Genomic DNA, 21,304 nt, shown 5'->3' on the forward strand with positions numbered 1-21,304 from the left:
CACCCCTCGCGCGCCGGTCGTACGCCCGTCGCTCAACGTCCGCCCGCCATCGGGGACTTGCGGCGTACGTACAGCTGCTTGCGCACCCGCGCCACCACCGTCCCGTCGGCGGCCGTCACCACGGACTCGAACCAGGGGAGCGCCTTCCCGCCGTCCGCGGTGGCCTCCCGGATCTCCGCCAGCCGCTCCTCGGGCAGCGCGAACTCGGCGAACACGTCGCCGCGGCCCGGCGTCACGTACTCGATCTCGCCCGCCTTGTCCCACACCACGTACTCCTTGCCCAACCGGTTCACGGCCAGCAGCGCCCAGAAGGGGTCGCTCATCGAGTACAGGGAGCCGCCGAACTGGGTGCCGAAGTAGTTCCGGTTGAAGCGGCCGAGGCGCAGCCGTACACGGGCGCTGCTCCAGTCGCCCGCGATGTCGAGCACCTTGATCCCGGCGAAGCGGTACGGGGGCCACCAGGACAGCACGCGGCGCAGGCCGTGCGGGGTGGACAGCGTCTTTCGCATGCGCGGACGCTACCACGCGAGTTACCGGTCGGTAATGGCGCCCAGTCCCCGGCGTACGACCCGGCCGCGCGCACCCGTACGCCCCCGTCAGATCGCGTCCCGCGTCACGTACGCGATCACCGCCGCCGCCCCCGCCAGCAGCGCGACCGTCGTCAGCGCGACCGACAGCGAGAACCACTCGGCGAGGAAACCGATGGCGACCGGGCCCAGCAGCATGCCGCCGTACCCGAGCGTCGACGCGGTGGCCACGCCGCCCGGGCCCGCGAGCGCCCCGGCCCGGCCGATCGCGATCGGGAAGATGTTCGCGAGACCCAGGCCCGTCACGACGAACCCGGCCAGGGCCACCCACACCGACGGCGCGAGCGAACCGACCAGCATGCCGACCGCGGCCATGGCGCCGCCCACGACCAGCACCCGCTGCTCGCCCGCGCGGCGCAGCACCCAGGTGCCGCTGAGCCGCCCCACGGTCATGGCGAACGCGAACACCGAGTAGCCCGCCGCCGCGAGCCCGGCGCCCGCGTCCAGGTCCTCGGTCAGATGCAGCGCGCTCCAGTCCGCGAGCGCGCCCTCCCCGTACGCCGTGCACAGCGCGACGAGCCCGAGCACGGCGACCAGCGCACCCGTACGGCGCGGGCGCGCGCCCCCGCTGCCCGCCGTCCGGTCCACCGCGTCCGCCGGGGCACGGCCGCCACCGTCCGCGCCGGGCCCGCCCGCCACCAGGTCGTACGCGAGCAGGGGCCGCGCCGCGAGCGCCGTCACCAGCAGGCCGCACGCGGCGAGCAGCAGCAGGTGCCGGGTCGGGCTCAACTCCCCGGCGACCAGCCCGCCCAGACCCGCCCCGACCATCCCGCCGAGGCTGAACGCCGCGTGGAACGCGGGCATCACCGGCCGCCGCAGGGTGGCGATCAGATCGACGGCGACGCTGTTCATGGCGACGTTGATCGCCCCGTACGCGGCGCCGAAGACCAGCAGGACGAGGCCCAGCGCGAGCGCGGAACGGGTCAGCGGTGGCAGGGCGATGCCGAGTGACAGCAGCACCGCCGAGGCGACGGTGACCCGTCTGCCGCCGAAGCGGCGGCAGAGGCCGCCGGTGAGGGTCATGGTGGCGACGCCGCCCGCCGAGACCCCGAGGAGGGCGAGGCCCAGATCGCTGGCGGACGCGCCCGTCTGGTGTTTGATTGCCGGGATGCGCACGACCCAGCCCGCGAACAGCAGCCCGTCGAGGGCGAAGAACGCGGTGAGTGCCACGCGCAGGCGCCGCAGCCCGGGGTCCGCGCCCGGCTCGCCGGGGGCCACGTGGCGCTTTCCGTGGCCGGGAAGTGCGGTCCGTAGTTTGTTTATCGACGGCACAAAGCAAGAATAGGTGTGTGACCCTGACTCGTACAACAAAGCTGGAGCGGGGACGCGGCGTCCTCGGTCCGGCGCTCGCCCTCGTCCACACCGGACGCGCGCCCACCCGGGCCGTGCTCACCGCCGAACTCGGCGTGACCCGGGCAACGGCGGGCGCCGTCGCCGCCGAACTCGTGGCGCTCGGCCTGATCACCGTCGACTCACGCCCCGGCGCCGCCTTCGGCGCCCAGGGCAGGCCCTCCCACCGGCTCGCCGTCGACCCCGACGGCCCCGTCGTACTCGCCGCCCAGGTCCACGCCGACGGCTTCCGCGCCGCCCTCGTCGGACTCGGCGGGCGGATCGTCGCCACCGCCCCCGGTTGCACCGCCGTCCACGCCGACCCCGCGCAGGTCCTCGGCGAGGTCGTCGAGGCGGGCGCCACGCTGCTCCGCGACAGCGGGCGGCGCTGCGTCGGCGCCGGTCTCGCCGTGCCGTCCGCCGTCGCGGAACCGGACGGTACCGCCCTCAACCCGCTGCACCTCGCCTGGGAGGCGGGCGCCGCCGTACGGGACATCTTCACCCGCTGCCTCGCCGACGCCGCGGTGCCCGGCCCCGCCCCGGACACCCCCGCCACCGGCTACACCGCCAACGACCTCAACCTCGCCGCCCTCGCCGAGCACCGGCACGGCGCGGGCCGCGGCGCCCAGCACCTGCTCGTCGTGGGCACCGGCCACCGGGGCGTGGGCGGCGCGCTGGTGCTGGACGGGCGGCTGCACACCGGCAGTTCGGGCCTGGCCCTGGAGGTCGGCCACCTCACCGTGGACCCCGACGGGCGCCCCTGCCACTGCGGCAGCCGCGGCTGCCTGGACGTCGAGACCGACCCGCTCGCCTTCCTGGAGGCGGCGGGCCGCGAACCCGGCCCAGCAGTCTCGCTGCTGGAGCAGTCGTGGGAACTGATCCGCACGGAGTACGACACCGACCCCCGGGTCCGTACGGCCGTCGAGACGCTCATCGACCGGCTCGGGCTCGGACTGGCCGGGCTGGTCAACATCCTCAACCCGGACCGGATCGTCCTCGCCGGACTGCACCGCGCGCTCGTCGAGCGGGACGGCGAACGGCTGCGCGCCGTCATCGCCGACCGCAGCCTGTGGGGCCGCAGCGGCGGCGTGCCCGTAGTGCCCTGCACCCTCGACCACAACAGCCTGGTCGGCGCGGCCGAACTCGCCTGGCAGCCGCTGCTGGACGACCCGCTGCTGCTGGGGGGATGACGGGCGTGCGCTTCCGGGCGGCACGCGCCGCGGAGTGGGAGACGTTGCGGGACATCGAACGGTCGGCGGGCCGCTGGTTCCGCGACATCGACATGGACGCGGTCGCGGACGACGAGCCGCGGCCGCTGGAGGAGCTGCGCGCGCTCGGGCGCGCCGGACGGCTGCGGGTCGCCGCCGAGGACGGCGAACTCCCCGTGGCGTACGCCGTGTTGCTGCCCGTCGACGGCTGCGTCCACGTCGAGCAGCTCTCCGTGCACGCGGACAGCGCCCGGCGCGGTGTCGGACGGGCGCTGCTGGAGGACGTGGCCGTACGCGAACGGGCCGCGGGCGTACCGGCGTTGACCCTCACCACGTTCGCGCACGTGCCGTGGAACGCCCCGTACTACGCCCGCTGCGGCTTCCGTACCCTCGACGACGCCGAACTGACGCCGGGGCTGCGTGAGATCCGGGCCCACGAGGCCGCGGCGGGCCTCGACCGCTGGCCGCGCGTCTGCATGCGCCGGGAGCTGTGACACGGGCCGGCCCGTACGCTCCCGGGCGCACCACCCCCGCGCCCCCACCGCGCGCTGCCGTACGCTCGGGCCCATGGTGCCGCCCGCGATCGCCCCGTCCGCGTACGTCCTCCTCACCACCCACCGCCGTGACGGCACCCCCGTGCCCACGCCCGTGTGGGCCGTCGAGGACGCCGGGGAACTGCTCGTCTGGACACGCTCCGACGCCGGGAAGGTGAAGCGGTTGCGCAACGACTCCCGCGTCACCGTCACCCCCTGCGACGTGCGCGGCCGTACGGCCGAGGGCGCCGAAGCCGTCGAGGCCACCGCGCTGCTGCTGCCCGACGACCCCGGGCTGGGGCGGGTACGGAAGGCCATGCGCGGCAAGTACGGCTGGCGCTTCCGGATGGTCGACGACGGCGGGGCGCTGCTGCGCCTCGGCAAGCGGCCGCACACGGCCATCGCCGTCACGTTCTGAGCGCGCCGCTCCTCCCGGCGCGCGGGGTAGCGGCGGGCGCGGGGCCGCGGCCCGTCCCGCTGTTCTGGACGGCCGCCGTCGTCGCCGTGGCCGCGTGACCGGCGCGCGCGTACGGCGTCAGGCGTGCGGCGCGGGCTGCCGCCGTCCCACGGGGGCGGCGGCGGTGACGGGCGGTGCGGCGGCGTGCGCTGAGGCGGTCGGCGGTGCGACGGCCGGGGGAGGAGCGGCCACCGGCCGGGCGTCCGTACGGGCCCGGGTGAACGGCGCGTCCAACGTGAACCACACCAGCTTCCCCCCGCCGTCCTCCCGCGCGTGCACCCCCCAGCTCGCGCTGACCGCGGCGACCAGCGCCAGCCCGCGCCCACCGGTGGCGAGCACCCCGGCGGGGCGCAACGTCGGCAGCGACGGGTCCCGGTCCCGTACGGACACCGTCAACCGGTCCCACAGGAACACCAGCTCCACGGTGCAGTGCTTGTCGGGCCCGGCGTGCTCGTGGACGTTCGCCAGCAGCTCGGTCAGCCCCAGCGCGACCGGGTCGACGAGCGGGTCGAGGCGCCAGTACCGCAGCTGCGCCGACATGATGCGGCGGACCTGCGCGATCCGCCAGGGCAGCGCCTGGAACTCCACCGCGCAGTGCCTGCTGGGGGTGCTCGTTCGACTGATCACGGCGGCGACTCCCAGGGAAGGGCCCGGCGGGCGGAGTGCGGATCGCGTGTGATGCGCGTCACTTCACTCAGGGTGCGGTCGCCCGCACACCCCCGCAACTCGGCCGGAGCCCCGACCCCGCCCCGTTCCCGCCTCGCCCCGCCGCCTCAGCGGCCCAACAGCCCCCGCTCGGCCTCCGCCTTCGCGCGGGCCGTACGCACCGTGCTGAGCAGGTCCTCCCGCCGCTCGCCCCCCATGCGGAGCAGGTAGCGCGTGCCGTCGAGCGTCGCCACGGCCCGCTCCCGCGCCCCGTACCAGCCGCTGACCCGCACCTTCTCCAGCGGGGCGCTGTCGATCTCCCGCCCGTAGCTGGTCAACAGCTCCAACCGGCCGTCCCGGACCAGGACCCGCCCACCCCGGGTGAGTGACCGCAGCCACCTCTCGATACGCACGCCACCGGCGTCGAACTCGGTGTCCGCCATGCCGCACCGCCCTCCGCGTGAATCCGTCGCGGTCGGCGCGCCCCGGCCGGGCGCGCCAGACCCCCTGTGCGCAGTGTGCCGCGCATCCGCCGTCGCCACCAGAGCGGCTTTATCATCGCGGGGTGAGCAGTGCCACCCCCTTTCGCGATGTCGACCGCAGCGACCAGGCCCACCGCGACTGGCTCAAGGAAGCCGTACGCAAGGTGCAGGCCGACGCCCAACGCAGTGCCGACACCCACCTGTTGAGCTTCCCCCTCCCCGAACGGTGGGGCATCGACCTGTACCTCAAGGACGAGTCGACGCACCCCACCGGCAGTCTCAAGCACCGACTGGCGCGCTCGCTGTTCCTCTACGGCCTGTGCAACGGCTGGATCCGCCGGGACCGGCCCGTCATCGAGGCGTCCAGCGGCTCGACGGCCGTGTCCGAGGCGTATTTCGCGAAGCTGATCGGCGTGCCCTTCATCGCGGTGATGCCCCGCACGACCAGCAGCGAGAAGACCCGACTGATCGAGTTCCATGGCGGCCGGTGCCATCTGGTGGACGACCCGCGCACCGTGTACGAGGTGTCGGCCGCACTCGCGGCGGAGACCGGCGGCCACTACATGGACCAGTTCACCTACGCCGAGCGCGCCACCGACTGGCGCGGCAACAACAACATCGCCGAGTCGATCTACCACCAGCTGCGCCTCGAACGCCATCCGGAACCCGCCTGGATCGTGGCCACCGCGGGCACCGGCGGCACCTCCGCGACCCTCGCCCGCTACGTCCACTACATGCAGTACGACACCGGCATCTGCGTCGCGGACCCCGAGAACTCCTGCTTCTTCGACGGCTGGGTCGACGGCGACCCCGACGCCTCCAGCGACCGCGGCTCCCGGATCGAGGGCATCGGACGGCCCCGCATGGAGCCGAGCTTCCTGCCCGGCGCCGTCGACCGCATGATGCGCGTCCCCGACGCGGCGACCGTGGCGGCCGTACGCGCGCTGGAGCACGCCATCGGGCGGAAGGCGGGCGGCTCCACCGGGACGGGCCTGTGGGGCGCGCTGCGGATCGTGGCGGAGATGGTCGCCGCCGGGCGTACGGGCTCGGTCGTCACGCTGCTGTGCGACCCCGGCGAGCGCTACCTCGACAAGTACTACTCCGACTCCTGGCTGGAGGAACAGGGCCTGGACATCGCCCCGTACGCGGCGACCCTGGAGACGTTCCTCACGGACGGCACCTGGCCGGACTGACGGGCGCGCGGAGCAACCCGTGCGCCGTCGCTACGCGCCGGGCGCCGCCGCGATCCGCTCGTCCAGCGACCGCACCGCCGCCCGGAACGTACGCCCCAGCCCCGGCCCGAGCAGCCGCACCACCGCGCGGCACACCGGGTGGCCGTCGACCGCCATCGTGTACGTGACGAGCGTGCCGTCGCCGTCCGGCTCCAGGCGCCAGTCCTCCCACATGGCGCGCACGCCGGGGACGTTGGTCTCGTCGATGCGGTACGCGTACCGCGCGGGGGGCTCCGTGACCACCGTCTCCAGGAAGCGCGCCCCGCCCCGCAGACCGATCACCCGCCGCTCCCCGCCCGCCAGCGGCCGCGCCTCGGACACCCCGCCGAACCACTCGGGCCACGAGGGGACGTCGGACAGCTGCGCGAACAGCGCCTCCGGCGCGGACCCCGCCCGGCGGCTGAACACCAGCCGGACCGGTGCGGTCTCCACGAACTCCAGCCCCACGGAACGCAGTCGCTTCGGCATCGGCTCAACTCCCTGACGGCGACGGCTGGTCGGCGGCAGCGTACGGCGGGCGGCTCACTCCGCCGCCACCGGGGCCGCGTGCGGGTCCTCCCCGCCGTCCTCCGCGTCGCCCTCCCGGCCGTCGGCGCCCGGCTCGCCCGCGACGACCAGTCCGGGCAGCCGCTCGGAGATCTCCGCGCGCGCGGCGGCCGACAGCCCGCCGTCCGTCACGAACGTGTCGACCTGTTCCAGCGACGCGAACGAACTCAGCCCCACCGTCCCCCACTTGGTGTGGTCCGCGACCACCACCACCCGCCGGGCGGCGCCCACGAAACGCCGGTTCGTCTCCGCCTCCGCGAGGTTCGGCGTCGACAGCCCCGCCTCGACCGATATCCCGTGCACGCCCAGGAAGAGCACGTCGAAGTGGAGGGAGCGGATCGCCGCGTCCGCCACCGGCCCCACCAGCGAGTCCGACGGCGTCCGCACCCCGCCGGTGAGCACCACCGTGGCCGCCCCCGGACGCGCCGCGCGCCCGTCACCCGCGGCACGCCGCGCGGCGTGGAACACGTCCGCCACCCGCACCGAGTTGGTGACCACAGTCAGGTCCGGTACGTCGAGCAGATGGCGCGCCAGCGCGTACGTCGTCGTGCCCCCCGACAGCGCGAGGGCGCTGCCCGGCACGGCCATCGCCGCCGCCGCCCGCGCGATGTCCTCCTTGGCCGTCAGCTCCAGCTCCGACTTCACCTCGAAACCGGGCTCGTGCGTACTCGCCTCCGCGACCGGCACCGCGCCGCCGTGCACCTTCTCCAGCGCGCCCTGCCGGGCCAGCGCGTCGAGATCGCGCCGGATCGTCATGTCGGACACCATCAGCCGCCGGGTCAGCTCGTTGACACGCACCCCGCCGCGGCGCCTCACCTCGTCCAGGATCAGCGCCCGCCGCTGCTCCGCCAGGAGGTTCTGGTTGTCGCCCACCGTGCGGTCCGTCCCTTCGTACCCTGCCCGCGCACCCCGACCCGACCGGCCGTACGCCCGCCGTCATCCTCCCATGAGCGGGTGTCAGTCGCCCGGGTGAAGATTCCGGGGGCCTTCTTGGCGGAGGCGCACTGTCCCGGGCACAGTGCGAGGGGGATGCTGGTGCGGACCCGGAGACGAATCTCCGGCGCGGCGGGGGGAGTTGCATGCGCGCGGTGGGTACGGAAGCGGCGGACGGAACGGCGGGCGCCGACGGCGCCGGGACGGCGGAGCCCGTACGGGACCGGCCCGGCGGCCTCGCCCTGGAACTGCTCGTGCACGGGGTCGGCGGCACCACGCCGCAGGAGATGCTGAACGACCCGCGGACCGAGCGCGTCAGCGGCGACGGCACCGCCGCCGTGCACCGACGGGCCGACGACGTGGACGCCGAGGAGCGGCCCGCGGACTACGCGGAGCAGCCGATACCGGAGGCGTACTGCTGGTCCAACCTCACCTCCGGCAACAGCGCCCGCGCCCTCTGGCTGCTCCTGCTGCCGTTCATGGTCGCCAACCTCGCGCACTGGGCCCGCCCCTCCGCCGACCCCCGCGGCCGCGCCGTCCGCGCCCACGGCGTCCTCGTCCGGCTCCTCTCGCTCAGCCTCACCGTCCTGCTGGTCGCCGCCGCGTGCCAGGTGGCGCTCGACCTCTTCGCCTGGCAGTGCGCGGGCACCCCCGACTGCTCCACCGGACGCGACTGGCTCGGCTTCCTGGCCGTCGACGCCGACGGCACCGGCGGCTGGTGGAGCCAGCCGGGACGGCGGCTCGTCGTCGCCGCGCTCGTGCCCACCGCGCTGACCGTGCTCCTGTGGTGGCTCTCGCACCGCACCTGGAGCGCGTACGAGTCGCAGCCGCCGCTGCGCCGCCCCGTCGCCGAGGACGCCCCGGAGGGCGCCGCCCGCCCCGCGCTGTGCCTGCCCGGCTTCTGGTACGGGCGGCGGCTCGTCGCCCGCCTCCGCGCCGCGCACACCGCCGCCGGGCTGCTGACCGTCGCCGCCGCGCTCACCGCGGCCACCGCCCGCTTCGACGGCGGCTCCGGCGGTACGGGCGCCCTCGACGCGACCGGCCTCGCGCTCGCCGCGCTGATCGCGGCCGGCGCCGCCTGGGCCACGTACGCCGTCTGCCGCCGGGGCCGCAAGGAGCGGCAGCCGGACGACACCCTCGACCGCGTGACCGTACGGCTGCTGCCCGCCGCCGCCGGGGCCGTCCTCGCGCTCGCCGCGGCGCACGCGTTCTGGTCGCGGCCCGGGTGGCGCAGCACGGGGCAGCTGCCCGGCGACGAGACGTTCGCGGTGCTCGCCGTCGTCCAGGGCACGCTGATCGTGGCGCTCGCCGCACTCGGCGTACGGCTGCACCGCGCCTCCCGTGTCCCCCGTACGGCGCTCGCCGGGCTCGCCCCCGCGGCCGTCGCGATGCTCGCCTGCGGGCTGGGCGGGCTGATGTCCGGCGGGGTGACGCAGTGGGTCTCCGACCGGCTCGACGGCTCGATCCCCGGACCGCCGACCCTGCTGACGTGGCAGGCGTCCGCGATCCCCGTGCTGCTCGGGATCGTCCTGGTGGTCCTCCTCGGCCTGCTCGTACGGGTGCGGCGGAGCGGCTCGCGACTGGTGCCGCACCTCCACGAGGGGTACGCCGCCGAGGACGCCGACCGCGACGAGTCCCGCTCCCGCCGTATCGCCGGTGCCATCGCGCGCGCGGGCGTCACCGACACGGCGCCACCGCTCGTCGGCCTGGTCGCCGCCGTCGCGCTCGCCCTCGGCGCCGCCGCCGTCCTCGGCACGTGGCTGACCGGCGACGTGCCCGGTACGGCCGCCGACGGCGCCCCGGACGTCGTCGACGGGCTCGCCGACTCCGTGCAGGCGCTCGGCTCGTGGCTCGTCGGCTTCGGCTTCCTGCTGCTGCTCACCACCGGCCGCCGCGCCTACCGCGACGCCTCCGCGCGCCGCACCATCGGCATCCTCTGGGACGTCGGCACCTTCTGGCCGCGCGCCGCCCACCCCTTCGCCCCGCCCTGCTACGCCGAACGCGCCGTGCCCGACCTGGTGTGGCGCATGGCGACCTGGACGCACGAGCGGCCCGACGGCCGCGTCGTCATCTCCGGCCACTCGCAGGGCAGCGTCCTCGCCGCCGCGGCCGTGTGGCAACTCGACCCGGACACCCGCCGCCACGTCGCCCTCCTCACGTACGGATCGCCGCTGGAACGGCTCTACGGACGCTGGTTCCCCGCCTACTTCGGCCCCGACGAACTCGCCTCCCTGCACCGCGAGGTGGACTGCTGGCGCAACCTGTGGCGGCTCACCGACCCCATCGGCGGGCCCGTACGCCTCCCCGGCGACACCGCCCCCGACGTGGACCGCGGGCCGCTGCTGGACCCGCTCGCGTACGGGCGGACCGTACGGCAGCCGCTGCCCGCGCCGATCCTCGGGCACAGCGACTACCAGGCCGACCCCGCGTTCGAGGAGGAGCGCTCCGGGCTGCTGGCCCGGCTGCGCCGGGGGCGGCGGGTGCCCGCGCAGCAGGGCGCGGCCACGGCGGGCGCGGGACCGGGCACGGCGGGGGCGGAGGCGCCCGGCGTGGCCCGTCCGCGCCCCGAGCCCCCGGCCGGATGACCGGCCGGACGGCGGGTCAGGCCGGGCCGGGCAGGTCCTCGCCGTAGAGGAGCGTCAGCTCGTCGGTGCTCGGGTCGGCGAGCTGCGACACCCGGCCCGCGTGCCGCTCGACCATCGCCTCGAAGGTCTGCCGCGCGGTGCGCCCGTTGCCGAACGTCGGCCCCTTCGGCAGCATCGTGAAGTGCTTCAGCAGGGCCTCCTGCGCGCCCTCCCCGAGCTGGTACTCGTGCTCCTCCGCCTGCTGCTCCACGATGCTCAGCAGCTCCTCCGGGGAGTAGTCCCCGAAGGTGATGGTGCGGGAGAAGCGGGACGCCACACCGGGGTTGGCGGCGAGGAAGCGCTCCATCTCCACCGTGTAACCGGCGGCGATCACCACGACCTCGTCGCGGTGGTCCTCCATCAGCTTCACCAGCGTGTCGATCGCCTCGCGGCCGAAGTCGCGCCCCGAGTCCTCCGGCGCCAGCGCGTACGCCTCGTCGATGAACAGCACACCGCCGCGCGCCCGGTCGAACGCCTCCTGCGTACGGATCGCCGTCGAGCCGATGTGCTCGCCCACCAGGTCCACCCGGGAGACCTCGACCAGGTGACCGCGTTCGAGCACGTCCAGGGAGTGCAGGATCTCGCCGTACAGCCGGGCGACCGTCGTCTTGCCCGTGCCGGGGGAGCCCGTGAACACCAGATGGCGGCGGACCGAGGCCGCCTTCAGGCCCGCCTGGAGGCGGCGCTTGCCGACCTCGATCATGTTGGTGAGGTTCCGCACCTCGCGCTTCACGCTGTCCAGGCCGACCAGGTCGTCGAGTTCGCCCAGCACGTCCTTCGCCGGTCGCGCCGCCGGACTCCCCGGCTCCGGCGCCCCGGCCGCGCCCGGCGCGACCGCCGCCGCCTCCGCGACACCCCCCGTGCGCCGCGGCGCACCGCCCGAAGCGGCGGGCAGCACCCCGCCGTCGGCCGCGTCGCCGCCCTTGCGGGCGGCCGCTGCCGGGGCGGATATCGAGGCGCTCTCGTCGCTCGTGCAGTCCTCGACGACCGGCCCCTCCTCCGCGAACTCGAACCCGCCCCGCGCGCACCGCTCCGTACGGCAGCGGCGCAGCGTCGTACGGCAGCCGTCGATGACGTGGAAGCCGTACCCGCGCGACCCGGTGACCCGGCAGGCGTGGAACGTGCCGCGGCCCTCCGCCGACACGTACACCCCCGCCTCCTCCGGCGACGTCACCGTGCACCGCTCGACGGTCGGGTCGGCGCCCTTCGTCACGATCAGACCGGTGGCGACGGTGTCGATGGTGCAGTTCGCGAGGGTGCCGCCGCTGCCGTGGTCGCGGAACCACGCGCCCGTACCGCTCTCGCGTATCCGGCAGTCGTCGAGCTGCACCGTCGCGCCGTCGCTCACCGACACCGCCGTGCCCCGCACCTGCGACAGGTCGCTGTCCAGCACGTCCGCCCGGGAACCTCGGTCCAGCACGAACAGCGCGTCCGGTACGGAGTGGACGCGGCAGGAGTCCAGGACGGCCGTGGCGCCGTCGCTGATCCACACGGCCGGGTAGTCGCCGGTGCTCTCGTGGATCTCGCAGCTGTTCGCGTCCACGCGCGTGCCCGGGTCCCACACCGACAGCCCGTTCCGGCCGAACCGGCGGACCTTCGTACGGGTCAGCGTCAGCACCGAACGGGACCGCAGGTCGATCGCGTTCTCCGGGATGTCGTGGACCTCGCAGTCCGCGAGCGTCAGCACGGCGTCCGTGTCCAGGGTCAGCCCGTCCGCGGACGTACGGTGCACGCGGCAGCCCGTCAGATGCCCGTTCGCGCGGGAGGCGACCAGCACGCCCGTGCCCTTGATCTCGTACACCTCGCAGTCCACCGCCTCGACCGCGCTGCCCTCGCCGTGCACCGACAGGCCCGCTCCCGAGGCGTGGTGGACGCGGCAGCGCTCCAGCCGAGGGCTCGCGCCGTCCCGCACCGAGACGCCCGCCTGGCCCGCGGCGACCACCTCGCACTCCTCGTACACGCCGCCCGCGCCGCCGCACACGTTGAGCCCTATGCCCGCCGGGTTGTCGACCGTGCAGCGGCGGACGATCGGACGGGCGCCGGAACGCACCTCCAGGCCCGAAGCGGAACGCGTCATCACCCGCAGCGCCGTCAGCTCCGGCGCGGAGTCCTCGACGAGCAGCGCGGGCGCCGCCGCGTCCTGCCCCTCGATCTGGAGGTCCGCCAGCACGGCAGCCGCCCGCACGGTCACCGCGACGCCCTCCGGCGGCGCGATCCGCACCGACCCGCTGCCCGCGCGCTCCGGACCCCGTACGGTGACGGCCCGTTCGATCGTCAGATTCTCCCGGTACGTGCCCGGCGCCACCGTGAGCACGTCGCCGTCCACCGCGGCTTCGAGCGCGGCGGACAGCGTGGCGTACTCGCCCGTGCGGCGCCGCCAGCGTGCCGTGCCGGTGTGCGTGACCTGGACCGGGGCCTGTCCCATGGACTGCTGCGTCCTCACTTCGTGCGATCTGGGCTGCGCCGCCGCGGGTGCGGGCAGCTCCACCGTAGCGTGCGCGCGACGTCTCGGATGACCGTCCACGGATGCTCAGTTGCTGCTGCCCGTACGCCCCCAGTCGGGGCCGATCCGGTCCCACTCGGCGTCCCACTCCGCGTACCTCCGGCAGAGCAACTGCCGTACGGTCAGCCGCCGTACGGTCTCCACCAGGGCCGCCGCGACGGCCGCCGACACCAGCCCGGCGAGCAGCGCCTGGGACGAGGCGGTGGCCTCGGACAGGGGCGGGCCGGTGATCCGGCCGCGCTCGTCCGTCCAGATCCGGAACCGCTCGCCGGGCCGCAACGGGCGCCCGGCGTCCGCGACCCCGGTGTGCACGGCGCCGTCCCGGCCCGTCCAGTACGCCACGACGCGGTGCCGCGCGACGTCGCCGTCCGCGTCGTCGGGGTCGGCGTCGAGGCCGGGCCGCGGCACGACCAGCTGCTGCACGGTGGCACGCGCCGGATGGCGCTCCGACCGCTGCTCGCGGGCGGCGCCCAGCATCTCCTCGTGCGCCAGCACACCGCCGGTCAACCCGACGAGGGGCGCGCCGAAGAGGATGAGCAGCGCGGCGCACAGCGAGGCCAACGCCTCGTGACGGTCGCTGCTGCGGCACAGCGGATTGCGGCGCCACCGCCACAACCCGACGATGCTGCGCACGGCATCACCCCCAACTCCCCAGTGGCACGACCTTACTCGGACGACCACGTGCCGTGGGCCCGTACCACCCGGACGGGACCGGGGGCGCATCGCTGGAACGGCGCGGTCACGGCTGACGTACGCGCCCCCGGCGCACGCCGACCGGGTGCGGCGGCGGGGCGTACGGACGCGGATCGGCCGCACGGGAAGGGGCGTTGGGCGGTCGCGCAGCCGTGTACGGACGCGTGCGTTACCCGCGCCGACCCGTCGGCATTCCTCGCTCCGGCCGCTCTTTCGAGCGATTGCCGCTGCTCTGCGACGGCGGTTAGCTTCATGGCGCAGCGCGCTGAATTCGCATAGCCAGCAAGCAGATTGGCGGTCCTCCCTTCCATGACCACTTCCGTGGAAACACATTCCGGCAGCGACGGCGCGGACGAGCAGGCGAATCTCAGCCTCGGCACCGCCGCCGCGAGGAATCTGGCGACCACCACGAAGACGCCCCCGCAGATGCAGGGCATCTCGTCCCGGTGGCTGCTCCGCGTGCTGCCGTGGGTGGAGGTGACCGGTGGCACGTTCCGCGTCAACCGGCGGCTCACCCACACCCTCGGTGACGGCCGCGTCGAGTTCGTCTCCACCGGAGCCGAGGTCCGCGTGATCCCGCGCGAGCTGACCGAACTGCCGCTGCTGCGCGGCTACGGCGACGAGGACACGCTGGCGGAGCTGGCGGGCCGCTGCGAGCAGCGGGACTTCGGCCCCGGCGAGACCCTCGTCGAGGCCGGGCAGCCCGCCGACCGCGTGGTGCTCCTCGCACACGGCAAGCTGGAGCGGCTGGGCCCCGGCAAGTACGACCGGGAGACCTCGCAGGGCGTCCTCGCGGACGGCGACTTCGTGGGCGACGACCGGCTGGCCGCCGAGCCGGGGGAGTGGGACCTCACGCTCAGGTCGCTGACGGGCGGCACCGTGCTGACGCTCTCCAGGGCCGCGTTCGAGGAGGTCGCGGGCCGCTCCGAGAGCCTCCGCGCGCACCTGGAGAACGGCCGTGCCGAGCTGCCCGGTCAGCGCACCCCGGAGGGCGAGTCCGCCATCTCGCTCTCCTCCGGGCACTCCGGCGAACCGTCGCTCCCCGGCACGTTCGTCGACTACGAACTGGCGCCGCGCGAGTACGAGTTGAGCGTCGCGCAGACCGTGCTCCGCGTGCACAGCAGGGTGGCCGACCTCTACAACCACCCGATGAACCAGGTCGAGGAGCAGCTGCGGCTGACCGTCGAGGCCCTGCGCGAGCGCCAGGAGCACGAGCTGGTCAACAACCGCGAGATCGGCCTCCTGCACAACGCCGACCTCAAGCAGCGGCTGCCCACCCGCAGTGGCCCGCCCACCCCCGACGACCTCGACGAACTCCTCGCCACGGTGTGGAAGGACCCCAGCGTCATCCTCGCCCACCCCAAGGCCATCGCGGCCATCGGCCGGGAGTCCACGAGCCGCGGCATCCTCCTCGGCAGCGTCGACTTCGAGGGGCACTCGGTGCCCGCGTGGCGCGGCGTCCCGATCCTCCCCTGCAACAAGATCCCCGTCAGCGACGCGGGCACCACGTCGGTGCTGGCGATGCGTACGGGCGAGAAGGCGCAGGGCGTCGTCGGGCTGCACCAGACCGGAATTCCCGACGAGTTCCAGCCGGGCCTGTCCGTGCGTTTCATGGGAATCAGCGAGAAGGCGATCATCTCGTATCTCGTGAGCGCCTACTATTCGGCGGCCGTACTGGTCCCGGACGCCCTGGGAATTCTTGAGGACGTGGAAGTCGGCCGATGACGGAGCACGGAAATCCCACCGCCGAGCCCGCCCAGCCCACCGGGCCGGACACCGCACCGCGCCCACCGGTCCCGCCCGCACGGAAGGCGCCGCACTCGCCGATGACCACGCATCCCGGCACGATCCCGCCCGCCAGCCTGTCCACGGCTGCCGCGCGCCAGCTGACGACCACCACCAAGACCCGCCCGCAGATGCAGGCGATCTCCCCGCGCTGGCTCCTGCGGGTGCTGCCCTGGACCGAGACCAAGGGCGGCAGCTACCGCGTCAACCGGCGGCTCACCCACACCCTCGGCGACGGCCGCGTCGAGTTCGTCTCCACCGGCACCGACGTCCAGGTCATCCCCGCCGAGCTGCGGGAGATCCCGCACCTGCGGGCCTTCGACGACCCCGACACGCTGCGCGCCCTCGCGGACCGCTGCGAGCAGCACGAGTACGTCGCCGGGGACACCGTGGCCGCCGCCGGCACCCCCGTCGAGCAGCTGATCCTCCTCGCCCACGGCAAGGTGCGGCGCACGGGCACCGGCCCCTACGGCGACGAGCACCGGCTCGGCACCCTCACCGACGGCGACCACGACGGCGACCAGGTCCTCACCCCCGAGCCCGGCAGCTGGCCGTACTCCCTGACGGCGGTCACCCGCTGCACGGTGCTGACCCTGCCGCTGGCGGCCGTACGGGAGGTCGCCGAGCGCTCCGGGACCCTCCGCGCGCACCTGGACGACGTCGCGTCCCGCCCCGTCCCGCCGAGCAACCGGCGCGGGGAGGCCGACATCGCGCTCAGCTCCGGCCACACCGGGGAGTTCGCGCTCCCCGGCACCTTCGCGGACTACGAGCTGTCGCCCCGCGAGTACGAACTGACCGTCGCGCAGACCGTGCTGCGCGTGCACACCCGCGTCGCGGACATCCACAACGACCCGATGGACCAGACCGGCGAGCAGCTGCGGCTGACGATCGAGGCCCTGCGGGAGCGGCAGGAGCACGACCTCGTCAACGACCCGGGCTTCGGGCTGCTGCACAACGCCGACCTCAAGCAGCGGCTGCCCACCCGCGACGGGCCGCCCACCCCGGACGACCTGGACGACCTGATCTCCCGCCGCCGCAAGACGCGCTGCCTGCTGGCGCACCCCCGCGCCATCGCCGCCATCGGCCGCGAGTGCACCCGGCGCGGCATCATCCCGCCGGAGCGCGAGTTCCACGGTTCGCGGGTGCGCACCTGGCGGGGCGTCCCGCTGCTGCCGTGCGACAAGATCCCGGTCACCGACGGCGTCACCAGCGTCCTCGCGATGCGCACCGGCGAGGAGGACCACGGTGTCGTGGGCCTGCACCAGACGGGCATCCCCGACGAGTACGAACCGGGGCTGAACGTCCGCTTCATGGGCATCGACGACCGCGCGCTCGTCTCGTACCTGGTGAGCACGTACTACTCGGCGGCGGTCCTCGTCCCCGACGCCCTCGGCATCCTGGAGGACGTCGAGGTCTGACACCGGTCTCCGCCCGTACGTGGGGCGGCAGGGGCGTCCGCGCCGCTGCCGCCCCTTACCACGTCCGGTCCGGCGCCGCGCGGAACGTTGCCTGCCACCGCGGTGTGCAGGACGATGACGGTGTGCGAAATCCATGGCTGGCGCTGGAGACGGGAGCGGACCCGGCCGAGCGGGTCGGGCTGCTGCGCCGGGCGCACGAGGAGTTCCTGAGCGGCGCGCCCATCGCCGACCCCGTACGCGGCGTGGTGGCCGACTCGTGGCGCCGCTGCGCCGGGGCGCTGGTGCGCCCCGAGACGGTCGCCCACGTCGACCTCGCGGGCCCCGCGCTCACCGCCCACCGCGCCGCCCACCCGCTGGCCCGCGTGATGCCCCTCATCCGCGAGCTGCTCGGCACCGTCGCGGACGACGGCGCCCATCTGCTGTCCGTCTGCGACGCGTCGGGCCGGATGCTGTGGGTCGAGGGCCACGCGCAGGTACGGCGCCGCGCCGAGGCGATGAACTTCGTCCCCGGCGCCCGCTGGGCCGAGCCCGCCATGGGCACGAACGCGCCCGGCACAGCCCTCGCCGTCGACCACGCGGTGCAGATCTTCGCCGCCGAGCACTACTCCCGCGTCGTACAGCCCTGGACCTGCGCCGCCGCGCCCGTCCACGACCCGCGCACCGGCCGCCTCCTCGGCGCCGTGGACATCACCGGCGGCGACCACCTCGCCGCCCCGCAGAGCCTGGCCCTCGTCCAGGCCACCGCCCGCGCCGCCGAGTCGCAGCTCGCCGGTGAGGACGGCGGCGCCCGCGGGCCGCAGCTCCTCCAGGTGCTCGGCCGCGACGAGGCCCTGCTGCGCGGCGGGCCCGCGCCCGTGCGGCTCGGCCGCCGCCACAGCGAGATCCTGCTGCTGCTCGCCGCGCACCCCGAGGGGCTCACCGGCGACCGGCTCAGCCTGGAGCTGTACGGCGAGCGGGACGTCAACCCGGTCACCCTGCGCGCCGAACTCTCCCGCCTGCGGCAGCTGTTGGGCCCGGTCCTCGCCTCCCGCCCGTACCGGCTGCGCGACCCCCTGGACACCGACCTCGCCGTCGTCACCGAGGCACTCGACGCCGCCGACCCCGGCGCGGCCCTCGCCGCCTACCGCGGCCCGCTGCTGCCGCTCTCCGAGGCCCCCGGCATCGTCCGGCTGCGCCGCGCCCTGGAGGACCGCCTCCGCCACCGGCTGCTGTCCGCGCCGCGCGCCGACCTGCTGGAGACGTGGGTGCACAGCGTGTGGGGTGAGGACGACCTGGAGGTGTGGGAGGCGCTGCTCGCCACTCGCCCCGGGCACGACCCGCTGCGTGCCCCCACCGTGGCGCGCGTACGGGCGCTGCGCCGCGCGTACGGCCTGGACGGCGCGGGCCCGCGGGGTGCGTACGGGACATAGGGCGCGGCCCGCGCGGGTGACGTGAAACGTACGCAACGTATACGCAACGTCCCCGCGTCTAACGTCCCCGTCAGCCGCGCGTTCCCGCACCGGGGCGCGGCGACGACCCGTCAGGGAGGCCAGGGACATGAGCCGCTACGCCGCACCCGGAACCGAAGGCGCCATCGTCGACTACCAGGCACGCTACGACCACTGGATCGGCGGCAACTACGTCCCGCCCAAGCTCGGCGGCTACTTCGAGAACCCCAGCCCCGTCACCGGCGCCCCGTTCACCGAGATCGCCCGCGGCACCGCCGAGGACGTGGAGAGCGCCCTCGACGCCGCGCACGCCGCCGCCGGGGCGTGGGGCCGTACGCCCGCCGCCGAACGCGCCCTCGTGCTCAACCGCATCGCGGACCGCATGGAGGAGAACCTGGAGCGCCTCGCGGTCGCCGAGACCTGGGAGAACGGCAAGCCCGTACGGGAGACGCTGGCCGCCGACATCCCGCTGGCCATCGACCACTTCCGCTACTTCGCGGGCGCCCTGCGCGCCCAGGAGGGGTCGCTGTCCCAGATCGACGAGGACACCGTCGCCTACCACTTCCACGAGCCGCTGGGCGTCGTCGCGCAGATCATCCCCTGGAACTTCCCGATCCTGATGGCCACCTGGAAGCTGGCGCCCGCGCTCGCCGCGGGCAACGCCGTGGTCCTCAAGCCCGCCGAGCAGACGCCCGCCTCGATCCACGTCTGGCTCGGCCTCGTCGCGGACCTGCTGCCGCCGGGCGTCGTGAACGTCGTGAACGGCTTCGGCGCCGAGGCGGGCAAGCCGCTCGCCAGCAGCCCCCGCGTCGCCAAGGTCGCGTTCACCGGGGAGACGACGACGGGGCGGCTGATCATGCAGTACGCCTCGGAGAACCTGAAGCCGGTCACCCTCGAACTCGGCGGCAAGAGCCCGAACATCTTCTTCGACGACGTCTCGGCGGGCGACGACGACTTCCTCGACAAGGCGCTGGAGGGCTTCACCATGTTCGCCCTCAACCAGGGCGAGGTCTGCACCTGTCCGTCGCGCGCCCTCATCCAGCGCGGCCACTACGGCGACTTCCTCGCGGCTGCCGTCGCCCGCACCGAACGGATCGTGCAGGGCCACCCGCTGGACACGGAGACGATGGTCGGCGCGCAGGCGTCCAACGACCAGCTGGAGAAGATCCTCTCGTACCTGGAGATCGGTGACCGCGAGGGCGCCCGCGTCCTCACCGGCGGCGCCCGCGCCGACCTCGGCGGCGAGCTGGCGGGCGGCTACTACGTGCAGCCCACCATCCTGGAGGGCGGCAACCACATGCGCGTCTTCCAGGAGGAGATCTTCGGGCCCGTCGTCTCGGTCACCGGCTTCGCGGACTTCGACGACGCGATCGAGATCGCCAACGACACGCTGTACGGCCTCGGCGCGGGCGTCTGGACCCGCGACGGCAGCACCGCGTACCGCGCCGGACGCGCCATCCAGGCGGGCCGCGTGTGGACGAACTGCTACCACGCCTACCCCGCGCACGCCGCCTTCGGCGGCTACAAGCAGTCGGGCATCGGCCGCGAGAACCACCGCATGATGCTCGACCACTACCAGCAGACGAAGAACCTCCTCGTCAGCTACACGCCGAAGAAGCTCGGGTTCTTCTGATGCCCCGCGTCGCGCTGACCCCCGCGGCCGCCGCGCTGATCCGGCAGCTCAGCGGCCGCCACGGGCCGCTGATGTTCCACCAGTCCGGCGGCTGCTGCGACGGGAGCGCGCCGATGTGCTTCCCGCTCGGCGAGTTCCGTACGGGCGCCTCCGACGTGCTGCTGGAACGGCTGGAGGTGGCGGACGTCGACGAACCCGTGCCGTTCTGGATGTCCGCCGACCAGTACGCGTACTGGAGCCACACGCACCTCACGGTCGACGTGGTGCCGGGGCGCGGTGCCGGGTTCTCGCTGGAGGCACCCGAAGGGGTGCGCTTCCTCATCCGCTCGCGGCTGCTGGAGGAGTCCGACCTCCCCGCCGGGGCGCCGCCCCTCGGGGAAGCCCCCTGACCGGCGACCCGACCCGCCCGTCCGGCCGCTGAGCCGCGGCGGGTGACCGACCACCGCCGTGCCCGTGGACGGCGCGGGCACGGCGGTACCCCACGTCCCACGTCGACAGCCGCGCGGGCGTGGCCGCACGGCTGCGGGCGCGCGTACGCGAGTGGCCGGTGGGGAGGCGGATGGCTGACCCCCGCAGTCGTGCTCCGCCCCCGTCGGCCGCGCCCGCGGCGCGCACCCGTGTCCCGTCGTCGCCGTCCCTGGCGGGGGACCCGCCCCTCAGTACCCTCTGCCGGGATACGGGCGGCCGTACGGATCGTCGTACGCGCCGGGCATCTGCCGCGGCGCCGCCGGACGCGGCGGCTGCACCGGACGCATCTGCGGCTGGCGCTGCGGCTGTTGCTGGGGCGCCTGCTGGCCCATGCCCGGGTGACCCGGGTAGCCCGGCTGACCGCCCTGCGGCCCGCGCGGGGGCTGCTGCTGCGGTACGTAGGGCATCGGCGCCTGTTGCAGGGGCATCGGCTGAGGTGCCGGGGGCCCGGCCGCCGGATAACCGTGCGGCGGGGTCTGCGACTGCTGGCCGTAGCCGGAGCCCGAAGGAAGGGCCGGGAGGGCGGCGGGCAGCGCGGGCAGATAGTTGCTGGCCTCGTACTGGGCCGGCACCCGGATGGGAGCGATCTGCGGAGTGCCCCGCTCAGCGACGAGCATGTCGTAGATCGGGGTGTCAGGGAAGGGTGGCGCAGCGTAGTAACCGCCGCCGTAGGTGCCGCGGGGGGAGGTCATAGCCCATAAGTTAAGCCCAAAAGTGCTAGTTGGGGAGCCCGGCAGGTGTGTCATTTTGCGTGCGCGGAGTGGTCGCTTGATTACAACACCTATGAATCAGTGGAAAACG

19 protein-coding genes are annotated in these 21,304 nt (G+C 74.6%); 10 read left to right on the forward strand and 9 right to left on the reverse strand.

Annotated elements, in window-relative coordinates:
- Positions 1 to 32: 32 nt before the first annotated feature.
- On the reverse strand, positions 33 to 509 hold the full coding sequence (locus tag D7M15_RS27625; protein ID WP_121519979.1) for a DUF4442 domain-containing protein: 477 nt from the start codon (positions 507 to 509) through the stop codon (positions 33 to 35).
- Positions 510 to 596: 87 nt separating this feature from the next.
- Positions 597 to 1,805, reverse strand: a complete 1,209-nt coding sequence (locus D7M15_RS27630) for an MFS transporter (protein WP_240649525.1) — start codon at positions 1,803 to 1,805, stop codon at positions 597 to 599.
- A gap of 71 nt (positions 1,806 to 1,876) precedes the next feature.
- Here D7M15_RS27630 and D7M15_RS27635 point away from each other — a divergent pair, with 71 nt between their 5' ends.
- The 3 genes from D7M15_RS27635 (at position 1,877) to D7M15_RS27645 (ending at position 4,075) form a co-directional block, all read left to right on the forward strand.
- Complete coding sequence (locus D7M15_RS27635) at positions 1,877 to 3,106, forward strand: ROK family protein (protein ID WP_121519981.1); 1,230 nt, start codon at positions 1,877 to 1,879, stop codon at positions 3,104 to 3,106.
- Positions 3,103 to 3,618 carry a GNAT family N-acetyltransferase gene (locus D7M15_RS27640; RefSeq protein WP_121519982.1) on the forward strand — a complete coding sequence of 172 codons (516 nt, stop codon included), beginning with the start codon at positions 3,103 to 3,105 and terminating at the stop codon, positions 3,616 to 3,618. Before D7M15_RS27635 ends, D7M15_RS27640 begins: the two co-directional genes overlap by 4 nt.
- A 73-nt stretch (positions 3,619 to 3,691) precedes the next feature.
- Positions 3,692 to 4,075, forward strand: coding sequence for a PPOX class F420-dependent oxidoreductase (locus D7M15_RS27645; protein WP_121519983.1), 384 nt, complete (start codon positions 3,692 to 3,694; stop codon positions 4,073 to 4,075).
- A 117-nt stretch (positions 4,076 to 4,192) separates the two neighbouring features.
- On the opposite strand, the gene D7M15_RS27650 is transcribed toward D7M15_RS27645, so the two are convergent.
- Together D7M15_RS27650 and D7M15_RS27655 are read right to left on the reverse strand one after the other, a co-directional pair.
- Complete coding sequence (locus D7M15_RS27650; protein ID WP_240649526.1) at positions 4,193 to 4,741, reverse strand: ATP-binding protein; 549 nt, start codon at positions 4,739 to 4,741, stop codon at positions 4,193 to 4,195.
- Positions 4,742 to 4,887: 146 nt separating this feature from the next.
- A complete protein-coding gene (locus tag D7M15_RS27655) occupies positions 4,888 to 5,202 on the reverse strand; it encodes a hypothetical protein (RefSeq protein WP_121519985.1) in 315 nt (104 codons plus the stop codon).
- A 122-nt stretch (positions 5,203 to 5,324) separates the two neighbouring features.
- Between D7M15_RS27655 and D7M15_RS27660 the strand changes: the two genes are divergently transcribed.
- Entirely contained in the window at positions 5,325 to 6,434 is a 1,110-nt protein-coding gene (locus D7M15_RS27660; protein ID WP_121519986.1) for a PLP-dependent cysteine synthase family protein, read from the forward strand.
- 30 nt (positions 6,435 to 6,464) lie between these two features.
- On the opposite strand, the gene D7M15_RS27665 is transcribed toward D7M15_RS27660, so the two are convergent.
- Positions 6,465 to 6,941, reverse strand: coding sequence for an SRPBCC family protein (locus D7M15_RS27665; RefSeq protein ID WP_121519987.1), 477 nt, complete (start codon positions 6,939 to 6,941; stop codon positions 6,465 to 6,467).
- A 54-nt stretch (positions 6,942 to 6,995) separates the two neighbouring features.
- On the reverse strand, positions 6,996 to 7,892 hold the full coding sequence (locus tag D7M15_RS27670) for a DeoR/GlpR family DNA-binding transcription regulator (protein ID WP_121519988.1): 897 nt from the start codon (positions 7,890 to 7,892) through the stop codon (positions 6,996 to 6,998).
- A gap of 206 nt (positions 7,893 to 8,098) precedes the next feature.
- On the opposite strand from D7M15_RS27670, the gene D7M15_RS27675 reads away from it, so the two are divergent.
- On the forward strand, positions 8,099 to 10,537 hold the full coding sequence (locus tag D7M15_RS27675) for a hypothetical protein (protein ID WP_206337437.1): 2,439 nt from the start codon (positions 8,099 to 8,101) through the stop codon (positions 10,535 to 10,537).
- Between the two features lie 16 nt (positions 10,538 to 10,553).
- On the opposite strand, the gene D7M15_RS27680 is transcribed toward D7M15_RS27675, so the two are convergent.
- Positions 10,554 to 13,001 (reverse strand): right-handed parallel beta-helix repeat-containing protein, encoded by a 2,448-nt coding sequence (locus D7M15_RS27680; protein ID WP_121519989.1) that lies wholly within the window; start codon positions 12,999 to 13,001, stop codon positions 10,554 to 10,556.
- Between the two features lie 105 nt (positions 13,002 to 13,106).
- Positions 13,107 to 13,712 (reverse strand): hypothetical protein, encoded by a 606-nt coding sequence (locus D7M15_RS27685; RefSeq protein ID WP_121519990.1) that lies wholly within the window; start codon positions 13,710 to 13,712, stop codon positions 13,107 to 13,109.
- Positions 13,713 to 14,081: 369 nt separating this feature from the next.
- Between D7M15_RS27685 and D7M15_RS27690 the strand changes: the two genes are divergently transcribed.
- From D7M15_RS27690 to D7M15_RS27710, 5 genes are all read left to right on the forward strand, one after another.
- A complete protein-coding gene (locus tag D7M15_RS27690; RefSeq protein ID WP_121519991.1) occupies positions 14,082 to 15,497 on the forward strand; it encodes a family 2B encapsulin nanocompartment shell protein in 1,416 nt (471 codons plus the stop codon).
- A gap of 101 nt (positions 15,498 to 15,598) precedes the next feature.
- Positions 15,599 to 16,975 carry a family 2B encapsulin nanocompartment shell protein gene (locus tag D7M15_RS27695; protein ID WP_121519992.1) on the forward strand — a complete coding sequence of 459 codons (1,377 nt, stop codon included), beginning with the start codon at positions 15,599 to 15,601 and terminating at the stop codon, positions 16,973 to 16,975.
- A 122-nt stretch (positions 16,976 to 17,097) separates the two neighbouring features.
- Positions 17,098 to 18,384, forward strand: a complete 1,287-nt coding sequence (locus D7M15_RS27700; protein WP_206337438.1) for a helix-turn-helix domain-containing protein — start codon at positions 17,098 to 17,100, stop codon at positions 18,382 to 18,384.
- A gap of 127 nt (positions 18,385 to 18,511) precedes the next feature.
- The gene (adh, locus tag D7M15_RS27705) at positions 18,512 to 20,035 is read left to right on the forward strand and encodes an aldehyde dehydrogenase (protein WP_121519993.1); all 1,524 of its coding nucleotides are present in this window, start codon (positions 18,512 to 18,514) and stop codon (positions 20,033 to 20,035) included.
- Positions 20,035 to 20,424 carry a DUF779 domain-containing protein gene (locus D7M15_RS27710; protein WP_121519994.1) on the forward strand — a complete coding sequence of 130 codons (390 nt, stop codon included), beginning with the start codon at positions 20,035 to 20,037 and terminating at the stop codon, positions 20,422 to 20,424. The genes adh and D7M15_RS27710 overlap by 1 nt, the downstream gene beginning before the upstream one ends.
- Positions 20,425 to 20,691: 267 nt before the next feature.
- Here the strand turns inward: D7M15_RS27710 and D7M15_RS27715 are convergent, their stop codons facing one another.
- Entirely contained in the window at positions 20,692 to 21,195 is a 504-nt protein-coding gene (locus D7M15_RS27715; RefSeq protein WP_121519995.1) for a DUF6643 family protein, read from the reverse strand.
- Between the last annotated feature and the right edge of the window lie 109 nt (positions 21,196 to 21,304).

Source organism: Streptomyces sp. Z26 (genome assembly GCF_003665095.1).
Lineage (GTDB): Bacteria > Actinomycetota > Actinomycetes > Streptomycetales > Streptomycetaceae > Streptomyces > Streptomyces phytohabitans.

Coding starts and splice junctions, on each gene's coding strand:
- D7M15_RS27625 (WP_121519979.1), bottom strand. CDS start 509: ATGCGAAAGACGCTGTCCACCCCGCACGGCCTGCGCCGCGTGCTGTCC.
- D7M15_RS27640 (WP_121519982.1), top strand. CDS start 3,103: ATGACGGGCGTGCGCTTCCGGGCGGCACGCGCCGCGGAGTGGGAGACG.
- D7M15_RS27645 (WP_121519983.1), top strand. CDS start 3,692: ATGGTGCCGCCCGCGATCGCCCCGTCCGCGTACGTCCTCCTCACCACC.
- D7M15_RS27655 (WP_121519985.1), bottom strand. CDS start 5,202: ATGGCGGACACCGAGTTCGACGCCGGTGGCGTGCGTATCGAGAGGTGG.
- D7M15_RS27665 (WP_121519987.1), bottom strand. CDS start 6,941: ATGCCGAAGCGACTGCGTTCCGTGGGGCTGGAGTTCGTGGAGACCGCA.
- D7M15_RS27675 (WP_206337437.1), top strand. CDS start 8,099: ATGCGCGCGGTGGGTACGGAAGCGGCGGACGGAACGGCGGGCGCCGAC.
- D7M15_RS27680 (WP_121519989.1), bottom strand. CDS start 13,001: ATGGGACAGGCCCCGGTCCAGGTCACGCACACCGGCACGGCACGCTGG.
- D7M15_RS27690 (WP_121519991.1), top strand. CDS start 14,082: ATGACCACTTCCGTGGAAACACATTCCGGCAGCGACGGCGCGGACGAG.
- D7M15_RS27695 (WP_121519992.1), top strand. CDS start 15,599: ATGACCACGCATCCCGGCACGATCCCGCCCGCCAGCCTGTCCACGGCT.
- adh (WP_121519993.1), top strand. CDS start 18,512: ATGAGCCGCTACGCCGCACCCGGAACCGAAGGCGCCATCGTCGACTAC.
- D7M15_RS27710 (WP_121519994.1), top strand. CDS start 20,035: ATGCCCCGCGTCGCGCTGACCCCCGCGGCCGCCGCGCTGATCCGGCAG.
- D7M15_RS27715 (WP_121519995.1), bottom strand. CDS start 21,195: ATGACCTCCCCCCGCGGCACCTACGGCGGCGGTTACTACGCTGCGCCA.